This window comes from Pedobacter petrophilus, from assembly GCF_009674725.1.
In the GTDB taxonomy this organism is placed as follows: domain Bacteria; phylum Bacteroidota; class Bacteroidia; order Sphingobacteriales; family Sphingobacteriaceae; genus Pedobacter; species Pedobacter petrophilus.
Window position 1 is genome coordinate 1 of sequence record NZ_WKKH01000024.1, and the last position, 21751, is coordinate 21751.

Sequence of the window (21751 nt, forward strand, 5' to 3'; positions counted from 1 at the left end):
TGTAGTGACGCGAACATCAACCGTGCCTGTTCCTGCCGGTGCGGTCGCCGTGATCTGTGTTGCCGAGTTAACGGTGAAGCCTGTAGCCGCCGTAGCGCCAAAGGTCACCGAGGTAGTCCCGCTGAAGTTGGTACCGGTAATGGTCACGCTGGTGCCACCACTGGCCAAGCCGCTGATTGGGCTTAAAGCCGTTACCGTTGGTCTTGCGACATAGGTAAACTGATCGCTGGCACTGGTCGCACTGGTGCCCCCTGCTGTAGTGACGCGAACATCAACCGTGCCTGTTCCTGCCGGTGCGGTCGCCGTGATCTGTGTTGCCGAGTTAACGGTGAAGCCTGTAGCCGCCGTAGCGCCAAAGGTCACCGAGGTAGTCCCGCTGAAGTTGGTACCGGTAATGGTCACGCTGGTGCCACCACTGGCCAAGCCGCTGATTGGGCTTAAAGCCGTTACCGTTGGTCTTGCGACATAGGTAAACTGATCGCTGGCACTGGTCGCACTGGTGCCCCCTACTGTAGTGACGCGAACATCAACCGTGCCTGTTCCTGCCGGTGCGGTAGCCGTGATCTGTGTTGCCGAGTTAACGCTGAAGCCTGTAGCCGCCGTAGCGCCAAAGGTCACCGAGGTAGTCCCGCTGAAGTTGGTGCCGGTAATGGTCACGCTGGTGCCACCACTGGCCGGGCCGCTGGTGGGGCTTAAAGCCGTTACCGTTGGTGCTGCGAGATAGGTAAACTGGTCGCTGGCACTGGTCGCACTGGTGCCCCCTGCTGTAGTGATGCGGACATCAACGGTGCCTGTTCCTGCCGGTGCGGTAGCCGTGATCTGTGTTGCCGAGTTAACAGTGAAGCTGGCCGCCGTAGCGCCAAAGGTCACCACGGTCGCCCCGCTGAAGTTGGTGCCGGTAATGATCACGCTGGTGCCACCACTGGCCGGGCCGCTGGTTGGGCTTAAAGCCGTTACCGTTGGTCCTGCGAGATAGGTAAACTGGTCGCTGGCACTGGTCGCGCTGGTGCCCCCTGCTGTAGTGACGCGGACATCAACCGTACCTGTTCCTGCCGGTGCGGTCGCCGTGATCTGTGTTGCCGAGTTAACGCTGAAGCCTGTAGCCGCCGTAGCGCCAAAGGTCACTGCAGTTGCCCCGTTAAAGTTGGTGCCGGTAATGGTCACGCTGGTGCCACCAGTGGCCGGGCCACTGGTTGGGCTTAAAGCCGTTACCGTTGGTCCTGCGACATAGGTAAACTGGTCGCTGGCACTGGTCGCACTGGTACCCCCTGTTGTAGTGACGCGGACATCAACCGTGCCTGTTCCTGCCGGTGCGGTAGCCGTGATCTGTGTTGCCGAGTTAACGGTGAAGCTGGCCGCCGTAGCGCCAAAGGTCACCGCGGTCGCCCCGCTGAAGTTGGTGCCGGTAATGATCACGCTGGTGCCACCACTGGCCGGGCCGCTGGTGGGGCTTAAAGCCGTTACCGTTGGTCCTGAAACATAAGTAAACTGGTCGCTGGCACTGGTCGCACTGGTGCCCCTTGCTGTAGTGACGCGGACATCAACGGTGCCTGTTCCTGCCGGTGCGGTAGCCGTGATCTGTGTTGCCGAGTTAACGGTGAAGCTGGTAGCCGCCGTAGCGCCAAAGGTCACTGCGGTCGCCCCGGTGAAGTTGGTACCGGTAATGGTTACGCTGGTGCCTCCACCAGCTGGGCCACTGGTTGGGCTTAAAGCCGTTACCGTTGGTGGTGCTAAAGTGGTAAATTGCTGATCTACTCCATAAGAAGTACCGATACTATTTATTGCATAAGCCCTTACGTGATAAATTGTAGAGCCTGATAGTGTTGTTTCATTATAGGAATATGTGCCTGTTACTGTTCCGGAAACTACCCTTTTGGTATTAGCAGTAGTAGGATTAAGACTCGTGGAGTAAACAAAACCTCTCTCTATAATTGCAGAAAAACCTGCACTCGTTATGTTACCATTAAAGGTTGCAGTGGTACTGCCTATAGCCGTTGTCGCATTTGTAATTGTTTTTGGTGAAGGATCATAACTAAAGCTGGTTATACCTAAATAAAAATCGGCTGCACTGGTATTAGTTGGAAATTGAGCATTTGAAGTGATGGTAAGCACCACTTCATCAATATCTGTCCAGCCTGTAAAATTATATGGATGAGGAACATTTGCATCTGCCAGATAAACGTTTTGGGTGTTTTTTACTGTCCCTGCTTTTTTACCTTCTATCCTGAGATACTGATCCTGGCCAAAGGTTAAAAAATTAATCGTTTTAAAATTAAAGGTCTGACCATCCGCCCGCTTTATGGATGTCTTGGCATTTCCAACAGGCGTGGCGGTTGGATCGCCAGACTGGAGCCAAAGCGTTTGGTCATTATATGACCAAAAACCGGGGCTATTAGCTACCATTGTAAATGTCCAGCTTTCTTGAGCCGCAGTAGTCTGCGTGAAAGATGTTGTTCCCAACCTCGTTCCATTTATATCGCTAGCGACATTGTTAAAATCGAGTGTTTTGGTCTGCCCATAGGCAACCAACTGAACAATCGACAAACAAATTAATAAGTAAAATTTTCTCATCATATTTAACACGTTATCGTATACATTTACCCAAAATAAGTGGGGATAATTTTTATTATAATTGCACCATACCTTAATTAACACCATGTCAATCTCAAAAGAATTATCAAATCATCAAACGGCATTTGAACTACTTTCTAAAAAATTAACAGGCGCACTTTCTACACCCGAGGTGGTAGATACGGTAAACCAGTTGCACAATCTTTATTCAAAACTCACCAATATCGAAGGTGTACTCGCCCCATCAGATGAGGAAGAAATTTTCGAAGAACTGAGTGAAAACGGCACCCGTGTAAATCCGTATATGGCTGCATATTGTTTTCTTGATTACCTGCGTTCTTATAAATTCACCATCGGCATTAAAAAGCTAATCAATGAGAAACTCGGTCAGGACCATCAACAACCTCTGCTGATTTTATATGCCGGAACCGGACCTTATGCATCGCTCATTTTGCCGTTAACCACCCTATTTTCTGCAGACCAGATCCAGGTTACTTTGCTTGATATTCACCAGTCATCATTACATGCCGTAAGCAAATTAATCACAGCATTTAACCTGCAGGCATACTTTAATGGATTTATCAAAGCAGATGCAACCCTGTTTACCCCAACAAATAATGACTTTTATGACATCATTATATCTGAAACTATGGATAAGGCCTTGCGAAAAGAACCGCAGGTGGCTATTTTCCATCACCTTCACCAGTTTTTAAAACCAGATGGAGCACTTATTCCTCAAGAGATACGGGTTGACCTTTATCAATCAAAATGGGGGGAAGAAAAAAATCCCGCTTTCGAATATTTTCTCGATACGGAAACCAGGGCATATAATGCCACAGTACGAGAAAAGATTACCAATCTGATTGCCATTAACAAGCACTCTGTAACAAAATTTGAAAGAACTACCGCGGATCGCCGCATTTTTCTAAAAACGATTGATGCTAAAGATCTTAAAGCTGCCTACACTGCCCTTTTGCTGATTACCGAAGTGCAGATTTATAAAGACATTGTGTTGCTCGAAGACGATTCTATTTTAACAGAAAAAGACTATCTGACGCCGTTAAACGAGCAGATTCGTCAATCTGGTTTATCTTTTTATTATAAAATGGATAACGATCCCCGAATCATATGCACTTAAATACATAAATAAGGGTTCTGCCATCCACTAACGCTTTCTTCATGAATTTCTCTAAAAGTGATATCGTTAAATGCCAGCCGTTTTCCCCGCTCAACAACCACTGTGCTGACATTAATGCCAGACACGTTTAATTTCACAATATCTACATCTGGCAATAGGAAGCCAGATTTTGGAAAAAAATTAACCTCACCGCGCGGACCTTTCTTTTTATCTGTTTGTAAATACTCCATTACCTTTTTCCAGTCCCGACGTTGCATAGCAGGTTCCATCTCTTTGAGCGTCATGCCTGCCTCAAACCCCAATAAAGAAAATACATCCGCAGCCCTGCCAGATTGTCCCTCGACAATCCTTACAAAAGCATCATTCATTTCCCCAGCCATTTCTCTTGTCCATTGCGAACAAGAATAAAAAGACAAAGGAAAACCTGTAATCTCCTTTAACACATCCGGAAAACACATGGGCTCTGAAAGCAGGAGTGGCACTTTTTTCTCTAAACCCCTTTCATAAAAAGCTTTTATAAATTCTATGGCCTGAGGGCCTGAAAACAAAGCGTGTAAATAAGCAGGTGGTTCGTTTTCTATATTATTGAGTAAAACCTCCATATCAAGCACGTGAGGTTCATTGTGATTTAATGATAGGATATGAAAATCCATCAGTTCAGACCCTGCCGCTATAGCACCATGTCTAAAACTTGCAGCCAGGTGATAGCCGCCATCGTAAGGGGGCATAAGCACCGCGCCTTTATCTCCGAAATTCTTGTGTGCCCAATGGCCAAGGGCATATTCACCCTGCCATAACTGATAGCTGCTATGAAAAATATTAGGGCTCGTATAGTTTAGTGAAGGAAGATATTCTCCCATATCAAAAAAGAAAGCAAGTTTTTGACGGCTCTCAATCAATGGGATTAAATTTGGAATTACTTTATAACTGATATAGCCCATTATAATATCCACGTTATGAAAATTAAGCAGTTTTTGTACCGCTTGCTTAACATCCGTTTCCTTACCCTGTCCTACATACTCTTGTATAAACTGATAATCATGCTGTGTGTAAATATCTTTACAGAGGCCGGCAAACAAGCCATTTATGATATTATTGGCATGATCTGGATAAATGGAAGAATAAGTAGTTATAAAACCAATTTTTAACGGCGATAACATCATAAGAGCGCTAGTAAGTTGTATTCATATCACTGATTCCAAATGGCCGTTTGGCGAAAACCAGCCGGCCATTTGTTTATTGATTAGTTTCTACTCGGAAATAATCCTTCAACAACGATTACCATCGTTAATGCTACATAAGGATTAGCAATATTAACCGGCTGGCTACTACCATTAATACCAACAGTTATTGTTCCTGTTGGGGTAACTGTAGCACTCGAAGGCTGACTTCCAACATTTAATTCTGTATCTGGCAACGCATTGTTATACATTGCAACACCTGTAGAACGTGGTACTACTAATTGCCCTAAAGTGTTAGCTGCTGTAGAAGGTGCCGCAGCTGTTCCTACCGCGCTTGACGCCTTAATTGTTGGCGCAGGAATGGTAACGCTTGATCCGGAACCAGCAAATACAGCCGCATGGTTGTGCGCAGGCATATTCAAAATAGTTAATGTAGTTGTTGGAGAACCAGCAACCTGCCCAATAGTGTATGTTCCAAAAGCTGCGGATCCTGTGCCAATAGCGGTTCTGCCGGCCATGTTTGGTAAGCTAAAAGTGGTGCGTCCATCACCCCCAAAAGAAACACCTAATATCGCATAAAGCGCAGAATTTGTTGAAATTGAAAGCAGCTGCCCGTTACAGCCCATAAATCCTCTAGGTGCAAAACTCCCTGCGAACGTTCTCACCATACCCAAATAATCATCCATAATTTTAATAGTTTAAGGTTTAAATAAATTATATATTAATTGATTTAGCACAGCGACTCTTGCTGCATATTTTGTTGAAAACGCACCCCTGCTTTTAAGCCTAGGGCGATCAGTTTATAGCCCGATAGAATCGATTCACTGGTTTGTACAATGTTAATGCGCAAAAAAGTATTGTATTTACAGGCTACAAATAAACCATAGTTTCCATCAGCATAAGCTATTGTACCAGGTTCAAGGTTACTTACATCATTGATTATCGCTGGCGAAACTTCTACTACTGCCAATTCTTGTCCGTTCAAAAATGTAATAGCTCCGCTGAAAATGGGATTACAGGCATTTACAAGGTTCATGATTTCCGCGGCTGTCTGATTTTCCCAATCGATCAGTAAATCTTCTCGTTTTACAGATGGGTAACTAAATGATAAACTTTCATCCTGATCAACGAATTGACTTTCGTTTTTATTCAATTTTTCCAGCGCTTTCCTAATTACATTTACGGCCAACTGGCTTAATCTGCTATTCAACGCACCGAAGCTTTCTTCAGGATAAAGCTGGAACTGCTCTTGATATAAAATTGGTCCGCCATCGAAGCTACTGTCCATTTTATGAATGGTAATCCCTGTAGCTGTTTCTCCATTTTTAATCTGCCAAAACAAAGGTGCCGGACCACGATAAGCCGGCAATAAACTGAAATGAATATTTAAAAACCGGAGCTTGTGGTTCTGCAAAAGAACATCCGGTATTTTCTTTGAAAACCCAAAGACAAATACTAAGTCAGTAGCCGTAGTAACGAGTAGATTATTTACCTGATCTGAAAACGACGCATCATGATCTAAAAGCAGACATTTAATACCTTTCGAATTACAGAAATTTTTAACTAAATTTTTCTCAAAAGAACCAGGAGAGGTTACAACGGCTTTTAGCCAACCCTTTTCGTGAAAATAAACAAGAGCGGGCAATGCCGCAATGTGGTTTGAGAGTACGATGATTTTCACAGAGTTGAGACGTTATTTGGATAACGTAAAAATATTATTTTTTTTCACAACTCCAAAAATTTATTTACAAATACTTATTTATCAGTATACCTTATCTGAATTTTAGACTTAAATTAGTAACGTATAAATTTATTTGGCTATACCATGGTTATTTATTCAAGAACAAAAATGTCTGTTTCCCTTATCCATGCGCAGCCTGATCTTTGCAATTTATCATACAATTGGACGGCCCATTTTAATACATTGCATTATAAGGGCAGCTGGACTGTTCTTCCGCTGCGTACCCCGGGAGGAATGGATAACATTCTTCCGGATTTAATTAACAGTGATCGTTTTGGAGACCATCCCAATATGATGCTTTTTCCACATATTAAATCCTTTATCGACGGAATGAAATGTGAACTAATGTCCGTTAGATTGCTTAGGCTTGCTGCCGGATCAGTAATTAAACAGCACAGGGATATGGAACTGGCTTTCGAGAAGGGTGAAGCCCGTTTGCATATCCCCATCCAGACCAATGCTGGCGTAGAATTTTATATTAACGATGAACGTATCATCATGAACGAAGGCGAATGCTGGTACATTAACGCCAACCTTCCGCACCGCGTAACCAACAATGGCAATACAGACAGAATCCATTTGGTGATTGATTGTAAGGTAAATGCCTGGTTAAAGCAACGGATTCTAAACACCGACACAATTGCCCATGCGCCTGATGAAAGCCGCTCCCCGGAGCTATTAAAACAAATGATTATCTCTTTAAAAGCACAAGGGACAGACCGGTCGCTGCAAATGGCTATGGAGCTGCAGGCCGAATACAACACCTTAGTAAATTCACAATTATGAGTGAGGTCCAACATCCATTGCAAAACTGGATTCCCTACCAGCTGAAGCAAATTAATGGTGAGTATACCTGCAAATGGCTTTATACCAATGGGGATCATTTTACCGGGCCATTCTTTGATGAATCAATCAGTAAATGCTTATCTCATCCTTTCAATTCCAATGCATTTAAGCCCTTAAGCAATATCGCCATAATCCCAGAATGGGCCTCCGGGTTAAAAAGCCTTAAACCCACGGCCTTTATTTTTCATATTTCCAGGTGTGGATCAACGCTGATCTCGCAGTCTCTATCCATTAACGAACGTCATATTGTATTGCCAGAAGCCCCATTTATAGATGAAGTGCTGAGGCTAACTAAACATCACGACTGGTTATCTGCTACCGAACGCGAAGAAATGGTGAAAGCCACCATTAAAATTTATGGGCATAATCCTGATGGAAATAAAAAGCATCTTTTTATCAAAACAGATAGCTGGCACATCCATTTTATGCCCCTGATTAGAAGATTATACCCTGACGTGCCATTTATCTTGTTGTACCGCAAGCCTGATGAGGTGATCCGGTCTCACCAGAAGTTCCGGGGAATGCAAGCCGTTCCTGGTGTTGTGCCAAATGAGTTATTGGGAATTGAAGCTGGTGCAGTTGATCCGGCTGACTTTGATGGGCACACGGCCAAAGTATTGGAAAATTACCTTGAAGCTTTTGTTAATGCAGTAAAAGCAGATCCACTTACCTTATTGGTTAATTATAATGAAGGGATTATGGCTATAATGCAGCGTTTCTGCAATTTTGCCAACGTAGCGTTGAATAACGATGACTGGGCGCAAATCAACACCCGAAGCCACTTTCATGCAAAGCATCCTGGCCAGGTTTTTAGTGAAGTACAACCCAAAGAAACCGTTCCTGCTTATCAGCATGAAGCTTTTAAACAATACGAGCAATTGGAAGTGCTCAGGCTGGCGCAACCTGCGCAAGAATGAAGTTCAACAGCAACCTGCCCGCAGCATCTAAGGTTAAGAGATCTGTATCGAGACGCAAATCTGCTTGAAGCGGCTTTTCATACACATCATTCACTCCGGTAAGGTTCAAGATTTTATCAGGATGCCCGTCCGGAAGTAATGCTTTCCGGTAAAGGCCCTTTATATCTCTTGCTACGAGTGTATCCATCGGGCAATCAACCCATACTGTTTTGGTATTATACAGCGAATTAAGCTCCCTACGGACAGTTTCAAAAGGATTAATGGCAGCAACAATGGCAATAGTTCCCTGCTGCGCATAATCATTGGCCAGCTTTCCCAAACGCCTGATATTTTCCATCCGGTCGGCATGTGAAAAACCAAGGTCGCTACACAAAGTTTGTCGATAACTATCCCCATCTATTACGATACAGGGATAATCCAGTTTTATAAGTTGGCAGCTAACCCATTGGGCAAGCGTGGTTTTTCCCGCGCCTGACAGGCCTGTGATTTGTAAGGAGAGCATCAGGTATTTTTAATATGGATAAAGATAAATTAAACCTTTGATTTTATTGAATAATGAACATCAATTCATCCATAAACGCCATCTAAAATCCTACAAAATCTCAATTTCCTTCTCTTCAAATGCTTCAAAAATCTGTGCATTAATAATACTTTTGGTAAGATCAGCTTTGGAGATATCTTTACACCAAAAATAGATGTTGATGTTGCTGTTCAGCTTACTCACCGGACTGATCAAAATAATAGGTTCCTTGCTCAAGAAAACATTACTATTTTCTATAATAATTTCCCGGATCAGGCTTACCACTTCAGTGGAATTGAACGGTTTCGCAATTGATAATGAAATATCAACGCGCATCTGGTTATTGCTCAGCGTCCAGTTGATGATGTTGTTAGATAAAATAGAGCCATTTGGGATGATAATCTCAGCGCCCTCATCACTCAGCAAAGTACTGGCACGTACGCCAATCTCTTTCACCCTGCCTTTCTTGTTGCTAAGTTCAACAATGTCACCAATCCGGATGGTTTTATCAAAAATAAGAATGATTCCGGAAACAAAATTACTCACTATATTTTGCAGGCCCAGGCCGATACCCACACCCAATGCCCCCAGGATCACCGTGATTTTATCTATTGGCAGACCAGATGCTGCAACGGCTATTAAAAAACCACTAATAAGCAATACCAACCTGGTAACTAACAATTTAGACCGTTCGCCTTTATTATCGTCGAAACTATCGTCTCCGGTATCTCCAAAGAAATAGGCAATATATTTTTGCAGGAAGTTAGCCACCCAGATAATCCCTAAAAACAACCCAATGCCGCCAAAGGTAAAAGAGAAGCTGCCAATGGTTCTTTTTTCAATTAAGACAACCATAACTGATTCATAAATTCCATTGAAAATGTTGAGGTTGGTGGTAAATATCACACCCCAGATAATCGTCGCACCAATGCCGGTAAGTCTTTTAAGGCCGGCTATTACCGGTTGCCAGTCAAAGTATTCCGGATATCCTTTCCGGATTCTGCTGCTCTTCATTTGTAACAGAAAGGCTTCCACTAATGCTTTAGCTAAAATGGTGAGTGAAATGGCATTAAGTAAGGCGCTGACACCGGTTGAATAAAAAATCTGGGCAAGGGTAAAACGGCCAAATAAATTGCAAAAGGCAGCGGTAATGGCAAAACTGGTATAGATAAAGCCTGTAGCAAGAATCATTTTATACCTTTTTGTTTTCTCATCAAGCAGTTTCCATACTATTATTCCATAAGCTACAGAAGACAAACTTAAAAACAGAAGTAACCAGCGCTGATATCTTGGCGGCATGCCTAACAAACGTAAAAAAACAGGGGCCAGCAGAAGTACCACAAACAGGCACCAGTAGTAGAATAATTTCTTATTTAGTTTTTTTCTTAAAAATATAGAAAGTACAATGGCCAGTATTACTTGTACGGCTTCTATGTAAAGTGCAGGAGCGCGGAGATCAAAAATAGGCGCCAATGCAAAAAGCATAATAAACGTAATTAAAAAGGGCCTTGGATTAATCAACGAAAATTCATCAAGCGCTTCCAAACGGCCCCGTTGTTTTACACTTCTGAAATTAAAAAATACCCACAAAAAGAATATCGTACAGGTAAAAAGCAACAAAATCCGGCTGCTTCTCGTATATACAAAATAATAGCGCGAAATTTCCCGCTCCCCTTGAATAAACCTGCGGAAACCAACGCTTTTATTAGCTGGCCTGTTTACCGATTCCCAAAGATACCTCCGTTCTTTACCAAAAGCTTTAATACTTACCGCATCAAGCTGACTATCAGTTAAGTACATCAACTCTTTAATATTGATCAGGTTAGATGAAGTTCTGGCATGGAGATTATTGATCGATAAGGTAGTATTCTTGATTAAGCTATCGGTTAATACCCTTTTCTTTTTTAACTCTGCAAACTGATCTTTAAACATTACCCTCAAGGCCGGTAACTTAAAAACCTTAATCAGCACTGTATCCTTTCTAAGATTAAGTATTTCGGTTTTTAACGCGCTTAACTCCTTATCATATTCATCCAGATCTGCTAAACATTCCTTATTGTTGCTTTGCAATTCTTCCAGCAGCGTTTCATCCATCTGCAGGTTATGGAGATTTAATCCCCTGTCTGCTTGTGATAACCGGCTTTTAAGTAATGCCAGGGCAGCTTCATCCTGAGCCAGATGTGCTTCCATACGCTTAAGCTTTTTAAAAGAAGCCACCGTTAACGGAACTTTATTTATAGTTTCAAATACCTTTTCCAAATGCATCAGGTAATCACCTTTGGTTAACGTGGCAGAATCAGAAAGCATAGATACATCCTGATCTTTTTCCATTTGCTTGTCTTTTTGTGCAAATGCATCAGCCGAAAAGAAAATAGAAAGCAGTATAGCGAGGTTTCTAACCGCTATTAAAAGAATATTTTTTTTTACCATTGAAATTTAAAGTGGGGAACCTGTTGCTTAGCAACATAGCCGTCAAAAATAGCGAATACAATTGATTTATAAACGATGGTATTCGAATTTTGATATATAGACACTTCATTTGGCCTTCACAAATCAGAATGTCGATTCTGGTTATACAGCCTAAGTCTAATATATTCAGCGAACAGTTTAATTAAATAAATGCTGTAACACCTTCCAATAACAAATGCCTCCTTTACCGCTTCAGCAAGTTCAGGAGAGAATTATAAGAATTACGCTTAAGTACTATCAAATTAAGCTGGTCGAAATATTAGTTACTTTATAAAACATCCCTCAACAGGCCCTTGAGCGGGTGAAAAAGCCTCCTATAAACCATTAAATTTCCGATAACCTTATTATTATTTAGAATAATTAAAAATAGTTTTCTAATCTCATTTTAATTTCTTTCTTTTGCGCCACTAAGAATTAATCTAAATAAGATGTATAAAAAATTTACTCAATTTTTTAATTTGACTATGCTAATTATACTCCTAACCGGAACAGCATATGCGCAATCCAAAAACGGATCCGTGTCGGGATCTATCAAAACAAGCGATGGAAATCCTGCTGCTTTTGTAAGCGTTGGATTAAAAAACACATCTAAGACTGCACAAAGTGACGAAAAAGGAAATTTTAAAATAAAAAACGTTTCACCCGGAAACTACACCATCAAAATTTCAGCAGTTGGTGTATCAGCACAGGAAAAAACAGTTAATGTGGTGGCTGGTTCAGATGCCGAAGTCACATTTGCGATTGCTGAATCATCATCTCAACTGGATGAAGTGGCCATAAACGGTTACAAAACGCCAAATCAGAAGCCTGTAAACCTGGGCAAAATTGCGATTGCACCGATGGATCTTCCGCAGGCTGTTCAGATTATCGGCAATCAGGTAATTACCGATCAACAGGCAAATCGTTTAAGCGATGTACTTAAAAATGTAAACGGTGTAGCCTATGGTGAAAATCGTGGTTCAGTAAGTGGCGAAACTTTCTTTGCCCGTGGTTATAGCTTAGGTACTAATAATGTGTTCAAAAATGGCACTCGTGCCAGTAGCGGAGGCATGCCCGAAACCAGTACCTTAGAATCTGTAGAGATATTAAAAGGAAGTGCGGCCTTGCTTTATGGCGGCGTAACTGGTGGCGCCGTAGTAAATATGGTGACTAAAAAACCTAAATTTGAGTATGGTGGCGAAGTATCTATGCGCGCTGGAAGTTACGACATGTACAAACCAACGGCAGATATTTATGGACCGATTTCTAAAAAGCTTGCTTTCCGTTTAATCGGAACTTATGAAGATGCAGCCAGTTTCAGAAACTCCGTAAAATCAAACCGGGTATACGTGAACCCATCATTACTTTATAAAATCAGTGACAAAACAGACATTTTGCTTCAAGGTGATTACTTAAAAAGTAACATGACTCCCGATTTCGGGATTGGAACAATTGAAAATCAAGTTGTTGATCTTGGCCGCGGAACATTTGTAAACGCACCATGGGCATATAATAAAACGAACACGGTAACCTCACAATTAAACGTTAACCATAAATTTAGTGATACCTGGAAATTAAATGTCATTGCGAATTTTCAGTCTTATAACAGAAATTACTTCAGTGCTGAACGTCCGTTTGCCGATACTAAAGTGGCAACCAACCCACTTCCTTATGGATTTGCAGCACGTAATGTTACCCGTTCTAAAACGAAAGAATTCACCTACAATGAGCAGATTAATTTAAATGGTTTCTTCAAAACCGGGAGTATAACACATACTTTATTGGTGGGCGCCGATGCAGATCAATCACGCACTACGAGTGGTGGCTTCACGTTCAATAATAACCAGGCTACGTTTAACTATGGCAATGTGAACCTATTAGATCCAAGCACTTATTTTGGATCAGGAATTGAGCCAACGGCCAATATGGTTACCGAAACTTTTGCCCCCCTATATCGTATGGGAACTTTTGCACAGGATTTAATATCAATTACAGATCAATTTAAAGTGCTGGCCGGCGTTCGTTATACCTTTCAGAAAACACCGAGAACAATAGCAACCAATCTCGCCTCTGGCGTACAAACCATTAGTGTGAATAACCTTGATAAATCTAAAGTAGAAAGTGCTTTCACGCCAAAGTTTGGATTAATTTATCAGCCACTAAAAACAACTTCAATTTATGCGAGTTATGCCAGCAATTTCATTCAGAATACTGGTACCGACATCAATCTGGCGCCACTTGATCCATCAACCGTTGATCAATACGAAGCTGGTATTAAAAATGACTTGTTAAAAGGGAGACTTTCCGTTAACCTAACCGTTTATAGAATTGCTAATGACAAGTTTGCACAACAGGCAGTTCTGAATGCGCAAGGCGGAATAAATGCAGATGCGAACATTAAAGAACTTAACGGAAAAACCTTAAGTGATGGTTTGGAACTCGATATTACTGGTACAATTATAAAAGGTTTGAATTTTATTGCGGGTTATAGCTACAACTATATCCGCTATACGCAAACACGTGACAGAACTGTTCTTACCGGACCAGCGCCAACACCAGCTCAGCCAAATGCAACCAGAACGATTACACTTGGTGGTATTATTGAAGGTCAGCGTTTAGTTGGTTCTACTAAAAACACTGCAAATGGAACCTTATTTTATACTTTCCAGGATGGAAGTGTTAAGGGCTTAAAACTTGGTGCATCAGCTTATTACACTGGTGCACGTAATGGTGGATACAATGATTCAAAAATCCAGGCTTACAGCAGGTTGATTCCATTAAGTGCTTTTACTACGTTTGATTTTTCTGCCGGTTACAGCTGGAAAAAATTATCGTTACTAGCTAAGATTTCGAATATCACTAACGAACTTAATTATTTCGTTCATGAAAACTACAGTGTGAACCCAATTCCACCTCGTCAGTTCATGACTACGTTATCTTATAAATTCTAAAGAAATAGCTTTTAGCGTTAAGGCCCCAAAGTATTTAAAACACTTTGGGGCTTTTTGCTGAAATTTCTCTATTTACTTTCCTAAATTTGACCATTCATTAGTAATAAAATTCATCTTGAAAATTAAGCTGATTGCCTTCCTGCTCTTATTAAATTGTGCCACTTTCGGGCAGATATTGAGAAAAAGAACAATCCTTTTAATGGGGAGCAAATTCGAAATTACCATTGTTGCGAAAGATGCTAAAACAGCAGAAGAAAATATTGACACTGTAATCAATGAAATCAGCCGGATTGAATTCTTAATTTCGGATTGGAAGCCAGCTTCTCAAATTTCTCAGGTAAATAGTAATGCTGGCATAAAGCCGATAAAGGTTGATCGGGAAGTGTTTGATCTCACCAAACGAGCGCTTTACTTATCCAAAATAACTGGTGGTGCGTTTGATATCAGCTTCGCGGCGATGGATAAAATCTGGAAATTCGATGGCTCGATGGCTGAAATGCCAACTGCTGAAGCCATTAAAAAATCTGTCGAAAAAGTAGGTTATCAGAACATTATTCTGGATAGCATAAATTCGACCATCTTTCTTAAATTGAAGGGAATGAAAATCGGTTTTGGTGCTTTGGGAGAAGGTTACGCAGCCGATCGCTGTCGCAATATGATGCTAAAAAAAGGCATCAAAGCCGGAATTGTAAATGGTTCTGGTGATATGAGTACCTGGGGCAAACATCCAAAAGGCCACCACTGGACGATCGGCATAACCAATCCTTTTCATAAGGATAGTCTCTATGCTGTTGTGCCACTAAAAAATAGTGCCGTAGTGACTTCCGGGAATTATGAAAAATTCGTGGTATTCAATGGGAAACGGTATTCACACATCATCAATCCGGTTACCGGTTACCCCGCAACAGGCTTAACCAGTGTAACCGTTTTCGGCCCTGATGCAGAACTGGCAAATGGTTTTAGTACTTCCATCATGGTTTTAGGAAAAGAAGCCGGACTTAAATTTATCAATCAGTTTCCAAAGTTTAGCTGTATAATGTTTGGCGATAATGGCCAGGTTTACCACTCCAACAATTTGAGTGAGAAAATGATTAAACGTTGGAAAAAAGGCCTTTAGCACATTTTTAAAAAAAATCCCCCCGCTCTATTAGCTCAAAACATAACTCGTACTCCTGCCACCTCCAGCTTCTCTCTTTAAAATGCCACGGTTCATCAAATCATTAATATCACGCCCGGCTGTATCCTGAGAACATTTTGCAATTTTAGCCCATTTCGATGAATTCAGTTTGCCATCAAAACCATCTAAAAGTTTATTGAGCATAATCTTTTGCCTGTTATTGACATTAAATGCAGCAGTATTTTCCCAAAAACTGGCTTTCTCACCCACTTTTACCAGTGTATGATTCGTACTGGAAAGTGCTGCATCAAAACATAAAAGAAACCATTCCAGCCACTCTGTTACATCTAATGATCCGCGCTGGGTTTTTTCCAAAATGCTATAATAAGCTTTTCGTTCTAACCTGATTTGGGTAGAAAGGCTGTAAAATCTTTGAAAAGTTTCATCGGCACGTGCCAGTTGCATATCGGTTATTGCCCTTGCAATCCTACCATTACCATCATCAAACGGATGGATTGTAACAAACCATAAATGTGCTAAAGCCGCTTTGATTATGGGATCGATATCATTAACGTGATTAAACCAATGTATAAACTGGCCCATCTCTGTATTTAATACTGCTGAATCTGGTGCCTGAAAGTGGACTTTTTCTTTACCTAATGCACCAGACACCACTTGCACAGGATCATTTGTAGTATTGTTACGCCAGTTACCAACAACAATTTTATAAACACCACTTCTACCAGTTGGAAACAGTGCAGCATGCCATCCGAACAACCTTTCAAAATCTAACTCCAGGTGATAGCGTTGGGTCGCATCTAACATCATTTCCACAACACCATCAACATGCCTGTCTGAAGGGACCAGCCCTGCTACTTCCATGCCTAGCTTGCGGGCGATAGAAGAACGAACTTCCTCACGATTAAGTATTTCACCTTCAATTTCACTAGATTTTAATACATCCTGAGTCAGTGTTTCAAGCGTAGTCTTTTCCTGTAAGTCGAAGCCAAATCCTTCCATTTTACCCAGGAGTTTGCCTTGATTATACCGAACATGAGCCAAAGAATTGGAAAGTGATTTTTCATCCCAGGTAAAATCCGGCCACTTCTTTTGCTGATAGATGTACATATTATTCACAAGCTCCATTCAAATCTAACGATATTCTCCGCATAAAGCAAATTATTCTCCGCAAAAATGCGGAGAATAACACCCTTAATCTCCGCATTGATGAGATTATAAAGATTAGTTTTGATAAAAATGAAAAGAAAATAGAATCTGGAATACCTAATGATGGCCGAAGTTAATATGCTTAATAACAATCCATTAAAATCTGACCACGTGATTGATAATAACTTATATCCTGAGTGGTAAATTGAGTGCATGCATCTTCCAGCCAGGCAATCACATCTTTCTGCATACTCAGCGAGCCGCAAAGCATTATCACGCCATTATTATTCAAGGTATCACCAATAAAAGAAGCGTCTTTGGCTAATAAATCTTTAACATATTGCTTCTCTCCTTCCCTGGAATAAGCTACGTTTAATTTGGCCAGTTTGGAAAGTTCTGTATTTAGCGGATTTTCATAAAGAGAAAAAGAATCTTTGTTCTTAAAACCACAATAAAGATGAATATTCCTGCCTGCGCTATGTTGGTTTAACATGCCAAGAAAAGGCGCAATTCCGGTACCATTGGATACCATTACAACCGTTTTAGCTTGCTCGGGAAAGTGAAAATGTTCATTTCTGATTAAGACTCCTTCTATTTTGTGGCCAGCCGTGAGCTGATACAAAAATCCTGATCCTAAACCACCCTCATGCAGTTTAACGCTTAATTGTACATCATTTCCGATCTTACCAATAGAATACTGCCGCTCGCGATGATCGTTAGCCGGGTAAATGGTCAGTAAATCTCCCGATGTGAATTTTTTTCTTCTCTTCGGACGCAAACGAATAATGAACGAAGTTTCTGCATGTGTAGCAATGATTTTAGATACCACTTCAAAAGACTGTGTTTTTACAGGTGCTGCCGCCAGTAATTTAGATAAGGATGTTAGCTCCATTTCTGAATGTTGTGCCCATAGCGTAGCCCACTTTGTAAACTCTTCTGGGGAGCGGTCATTTACCGTATGGATTTCGACCAGTGGCCTGGCCCATGGCTGATGGGAAAGCGCATTATTTACTTCGTAACCAAACTTGCAAAAATCCGGATAGGCATGCGATCCAAAGGCCACTACAGCAAAATCCAATGCATTGGCCTGAGGATACTTTTCCAATAAAGACCTGAATTTTCTGGCATTGGTTGGCGATTCGCCCTCACCGTAAGTGGCAGTAAAAACTAATAATTGCTTCGCCTTTGGAAATATTTTATAGCCGTTCAGCTCGGCCATGAAAGATGTTTTGCCATTTTTCAATAACTGTTCATGTATTGCCCTGGCAAACCTGAAGGTGGTTCCGTTTTCAGATCCTACTAAAATAATAAAATCAGCCTGATCGAATCTGTACTTATTCGTCATCTTGCCTGATCTTCTTTTCCACCAGATTACAAAGCCCGAGTAAATAAAAAATAAAATGTTAGCAGATGCAATCGCCAGAACAACAGCCCAAATGGCACTGCCCCTACCTGTATGCAAATCCAAACTAAGGTTATTGAACAGCGTAGCTTTAGAATAAACTTCTTCAGTAAGGATTTCGCCTGTTATCTGGTTGACGGTAATTTCTCTATCATCCAGTTTCAGTGTGAAATAATCTTCTACATCTTCAGAAAAAGGAAATTCAATAGATTGAACCCTACGGAGCGAAATATTTTTGAACACTTCAAACTCAGAGATCTTTTTTTCAGGACTTGTTTTGAGCGCATCAAAATCAACTTTGTGTGTAATTTTTTGTTCTTTTATGATCCCAAACCGCTGCAACGATAGAAAGGTTCCACTTAATGAAATAATGAGGATGGGGATCAGTAGTAATCTGCCCAGCACCACATGGTAATATTGAGCAAAGCCATCTCTTACAATCTTTCCGAAAAACTTCTTAAAACTTCTTTGGCGCTGAATAATAAGCACCGTACCAGATGTGGCAATCAGAAATAAAAGGAAAGCGGTTATTCCGATGAAAACCCGGCCTGTTTCATGCAAAAATAAGGAACGATGGAGTGTGGTTACCCACCTGAAAAATTCATTCTCTTTACCTACTTTACCCAAAGATTTTCCAGTTGAAGGATCTACATAGAAATTCCCGGAGTTATCCTGAAGGTCTGTGCCATTTACCACCAGAAACTGGTTAACATCTACCGTAACATCGCCAATATCGGTATAAGATTTTTTAAGGTTAGGTAGAACCCCGGCAACAGTAAGCTCATCGAAGTTTTTAGCCTTGTAAGATTGTGTTTTCTCCGTAATGGGCTTAAAAGACAGAATGATCCCTGTAACGGAAGCAAGGGTTATAAAAAGAAAAGAAGATACCGCCAGTGCTAAGTGGCTGTATCTCCAGAATGAAATGGTCATTGATTAAGCTTTTTTAGTTTGCGCTTAAGCGTACATATCTAATGTATCCCGTACCTTCAGTTTTAGCAGCCAAACCTTCAGTAGTTAAGGGGATTTCAATATCCTTTAAATAGTATTTATTGTCTTCAACAGCGGTTTCGAAACGTAATTTGTAACCTTTGTTTATTTTAGCAGTTTCAAGATCCAAAACGGTTACACTGCGGTCTCCACCGGTAACAGATGCACCTGTAACGGCACTAATGTTAGTAGGCTTTTTCTTGTAAGCCTTATTCCATTCCTTTAAATCAGGATACCATTTTTTATCAGAACCCATTACATAAAGTGTTTTTTCATAAGCACCTTTAGCATCAATTAAAGAGACCGCGATATAGGCACCTTCACCAACATAATTGGTCATTTGCACCATGCATTTATATTTTGTTGTTTTTTGGGCAGAACTGAGCGATGGAAGTGACAAAACAAATGCGAATGCCAGGCACAGTTTAAAAAAGTTATTCATTTTATTATTTTAAAAAGTCGATTGAGACTTTGTTCTTGGTTAAAAATTCATTTTCTAATGCTAAATCATAGGGTGTTTCTTTAAAATCTGTGGCCACATCTTTCTTAGCACCTACAGAAAGTAAATATTGTAACAACTCTACATTCTTGGCCGTCATTGCTGCCTTATGTAAAGCAGTATAACCTTCTTTGTTTTTCAGATTTACATCTACTTTATAATCAGCAACAAGTTTTGCTAAGGCCAGATCATTTTTGGCAACAGCTAAATGATATAACGAATTTCCATTTGGTTGTATAGCACCAATGTTGAACCCTTTATCAGTTAAAACCTTCAGTTTTGCATTAAAGTCTTCCATTCCGCGAGGTCCATAACCCTGGAAAAGATAATAAGCCAGATTATTTCCTTCTTTATCGGCCACTTTTAGATCTGCTCCTTTATCTAAAAGAAATTTAACCACTTCGCCGGTATTGCTGCGAACAGCCATGGCCAAAGCAGAAGTACCTTTTAAATTTACCTGGTTAATATCTTTTACATTTTTCGAAAGCAATTCCAGTGTTCCTAAATCTCTTGTAAAACCGGCAGCGTTAATAAATGCAGTGTTACCATCTTTATCAGCCTGGTTTACATCTACACCTTTAGCAAGAAAATAAGTAATCACTTCCTCTTGTTTTGGTTTTCTGGCGATGTAAAACAAAGCATTTTCACCATTGCTTCCTGTAGCTGTTGGTTTCAGTTTTAATCCTTCCAGGTACTGAAAAACAGCCAAACCATTAACATTTCCACGTCCGCCCTGGGCTGCCATAATTATGGCGTTGTCGTTATATTTAATGCCTTTTGCAATCAACTTATTCATTAATTCAATGTTTCCACTTTTGGCTACATAATTAAAAGCTGTATTTCCATTTGCATCTACACTGTTTAAACTTAAGCCTTTCGATACAAAATAATCAGTTAACGCAAAGTTTTTATCATTTGAAATGGCGATTAAAAGTGCATTTGCACCGTCGTGATTCAGGTCTTTTTTCAAGTCGGCTCCATTTGAGATAAGCAAATCGTAAACCTTGGTATCCGCCTGACCACCAGCTGCAGCAAAAGTTAACGGCGTAAAACCGTGGCTATCTTGTAAATCTACCTTTGCTCCGTTCTTTAAAAGGTATTCCATCACCGGAACATTGCCTTTTGAAGCTGCCCAGAATAAATAAGTCCTGCTGTCATGCGTTAATTTATTTACATCATTTCCTTTTTGAGCCAAAAGATATAAGATCGATTCTTGAGGAGCACCATTATTGATCGCTAAAACCGATGCATCAAATGACATTTGGTTCAACTGAGACGGACTATTGCCTTTTTCAATTTCTGATTTAATGGTCGCAAGATCTGTATTTCCTTTCCAAAAAGATTGCTCAAGAAATGCATTTTTTTGAGCCTGTGCATGAAGAGCAGCTATTGCAAGAATAGCTAAAAATATTTTTTTCATTGTTAACCTGAATAGTTATGATTCATTCATCCTGCTAGATAGTTGCTCTAAAAGAATTTCCGCTAAGTTAACAAGAATCGTTCTAAATAATAGGATCCGAAACCATTTTATTTAAATTAATTAAAAATTAAATTTTGCACAAAGAAATAGCGCTGAATACAATTCGCGTAGTTTTCACGCTAACGCTTAGGGATCACTAAAATCATTATTGTAACCTTTTCACTACTTATACAATAGCCTCCACAGGCTGATCCATTTGCATTCAGCCTACCAGTTAACATCATACCGACTAGCCTGAGTTTTACTGTATCTGTACTTTAATACTGATAAATATATAGGCATAGGTTTCCTGTCGATGAAACAGCCATCAACCGAAGGTTTAAAAGAAATATAATCCTTAGAGATTTATGCTAGTGCTTTAATTAGCAGATCTCTCAATTTTCAGCACGGGCGAATAGAAATGTAAGATCGCCAGGGAGTTTATAGAATTTTGGATTAATCTATGGGGAGAGTGTATTTATAGCAGAATACCAGTTAATAGGATGTGACCTTAAAACCAGTCCGTCACTTTCGATATGGTATAAAATGATGGGATTATTAAAATCAACCAAACGTTCAACTTTCTTGGAAAGTTTGCCCAAAAAATCTCCGCTTGAGATTCCTTTCTTTAAATAAACGTAAATAACTGAAGCCGTTTTAAATTCAAAACGTTCTACAAATCCTGGCCATTCAGCTTTAATTTTATCTAGAAATGCTGTGACTTTGGTATCGTTTAGGTTTTCCATATGCTTTACGATTAATGAACTAATTTACAAACTTATTCTAAAAACGAATAATTGTAACAGA

At 40.6% G+C, this 21751-nt stretch carries 16 protein-coding genes; 5 read left to right on the forward strand and 11 right to left on the reverse strand.

All coding sequences use genetic code 11. From position 1 onward, the window contains the following. A partial coding sequence (locus tag GJU39_RS14735; protein WP_209437654.1) for a beta strand repeat-containing protein occupies positions 1-2574 on the reverse strand: 2574 nt, incomplete at its 3' end. A gap of 82 nt (positions 2575-2656) precedes the next feature. Between GJU39_RS14735 and GJU39_RS14740 the strand changes: the two genes are divergently transcribed. Then, complete coding sequence (locus GJU39_RS14740) at positions 2657-3709, forward strand: SAM-dependent methyltransferase (protein WP_154281698.1); 1053 nt, start codon at positions 2657-2659, stop codon at positions 3707-3709. Here the strand turns inward: GJU39_RS14740 and GJU39_RS14745 are convergent. The 3 genes from GJU39_RS14745 to GJU39_RS14755 form a co-directional block, all read right to left on the reverse strand. Next, complete coding sequence (locus tag GJU39_RS14745; protein ID WP_154281699.1) at positions 3706-4872, reverse strand: ABC transporter substrate-binding protein; 1167 nt, start codon at positions 4870-4872, stop codon at positions 3706-3708. The genes GJU39_RS14740 and GJU39_RS14745 overlap by 4 nt on opposite strands. An 80-nt stretch (positions 4873-4952) precedes the next feature. After that, entirely contained in the window at positions 4953-5576 is a 624-nt protein-coding gene (locus GJU39_RS14750) for a phage tail protein (protein ID WP_154281701.1), read from the reverse strand. Between the two features lie 44 nt (positions 5577-5620). After that, positions 5621-6571, reverse strand: coding sequence for a formyltransferase family protein (locus GJU39_RS14755; protein WP_154281703.1), 951 nt, complete (start codon positions 6569-6571; stop codon positions 5621-5623). 168 nt (positions 6572-6739) lie between these two features. On the opposite strand from GJU39_RS14755, the gene GJU39_RS14760 reads away from it, so the two are divergent. Continuing rightward, positions 6740-7417, forward strand: coding sequence for an aspartyl/asparaginyl beta-hydroxylase domain-containing protein (locus GJU39_RS14760; RefSeq protein WP_209437655.1), 678 nt, complete (start codon positions 6740-6742; stop codon positions 7415-7417). Next, on the forward strand, positions 7414-8394 hold the full coding sequence (locus GJU39_RS14765; protein ID WP_154281707.1) for a sulfotransferase family protein: 981 nt from the start codon (positions 7414-7416) through the stop codon (positions 8392-8394). The genes GJU39_RS14760 and GJU39_RS14765 overlap by 4 nt, the downstream gene beginning before the upstream one ends. Here GJU39_RS14765 and cysC read toward each other — a convergent pair. Next, entirely contained in the window at positions 8366-8896 is a 531-nt protein-coding gene (gene cysC, locus GJU39_RS14770; RefSeq protein ID WP_154281708.1) for an adenylyl-sulfate kinase, read from the reverse strand. The genes GJU39_RS14765 and cysC overlap by 29 nt on opposite strands. Positions 8897-8986: 90 nt before the next feature. Beyond that, positions 8987-11344, reverse strand: a complete 2358-nt coding sequence (locus GJU39_RS14775) for a mechanosensitive ion channel family protein (protein ID WP_154281710.1) — start codon at positions 11342-11344, stop codon at positions 8987-8989. A 503-nt stretch (positions 11345-11847) separates the two neighbouring features. On the opposite strand from GJU39_RS14775, the gene GJU39_RS14780 reads away from it, so the two are divergent. Both GJU39_RS14780 and GJU39_RS14785 read left to right on the forward strand, forming a co-directional pair. Next, positions 11848-14313, forward strand: coding sequence for a TonB-dependent receptor (locus GJU39_RS14780; RefSeq protein ID WP_245227914.1), 2466 nt, complete (start codon positions 11848-11850; stop codon positions 14311-14313). 115 nt (positions 14314-14428) lie between these two features. Next, entirely contained in the window at positions 14429-15430 is a 1002-nt protein-coding gene (locus tag GJU39_RS14785) for an FAD:protein FMN transferase (RefSeq protein ID WP_245227916.1), read from the forward strand. 30 nt (positions 15431-15460) lie between these two features. On the opposite strand, the gene GJU39_RS14790 is transcribed toward GJU39_RS14785, so the two are convergent. The 5 genes from GJU39_RS14790 to GJU39_RS14810 all read right to left on the reverse strand — a co-directional run bounded on the left by GJU39_RS14790 (position 15461) and on the right by GJU39_RS14810 (position 21690). Then, the gene (locus GJU39_RS14790) at positions 15461-16558 is read right to left on the reverse strand and encodes a Fic family protein (RefSeq protein WP_154281714.1); all 1098 of its coding nucleotides are present in this window, start codon (positions 16556-16558) and stop codon (positions 15461-15463) included. A 181-nt stretch (positions 16559-16739) separates the two neighbouring features. Then, positions 16740-18929 carry a PepSY domain-containing protein gene (locus GJU39_RS14795; protein ID WP_154281716.1) on the reverse strand — a complete coding sequence of 730 codons (2190 nt, stop codon included), beginning with the start codon at positions 18927-18929 and terminating at the stop codon, positions 16740-16742. Between the two features lie 13 nt (positions 18930-18942). Next, the gene (locus GJU39_RS14800) at positions 18943-19428 is read right to left on the reverse strand and encodes a DUF2271 domain-containing protein (RefSeq protein WP_167515696.1); all 486 of its coding nucleotides are present in this window, start codon (positions 19426-19428) and stop codon (positions 18943-18945) included. Between the two features lie 4 nt (positions 19429-19432). Further along, positions 19433-20905 (reverse strand): ankyrin repeat domain-containing protein, encoded by a 1473-nt coding sequence (locus GJU39_RS14805; protein ID WP_154281718.1) that lies wholly within the window; start codon positions 20903-20905, stop codon positions 19433-19435. Between the two features lie 500 nt (positions 20906-21405). Then, on the reverse strand, positions 21406-21690 hold the full coding sequence (locus tag GJU39_RS14810) for a hypothetical protein (RefSeq protein WP_154281720.1): 285 nt from the start codon (positions 21688-21690) through the stop codon (positions 21406-21408). Positions 21691-21751 lie beyond the last annotated feature (61 nt).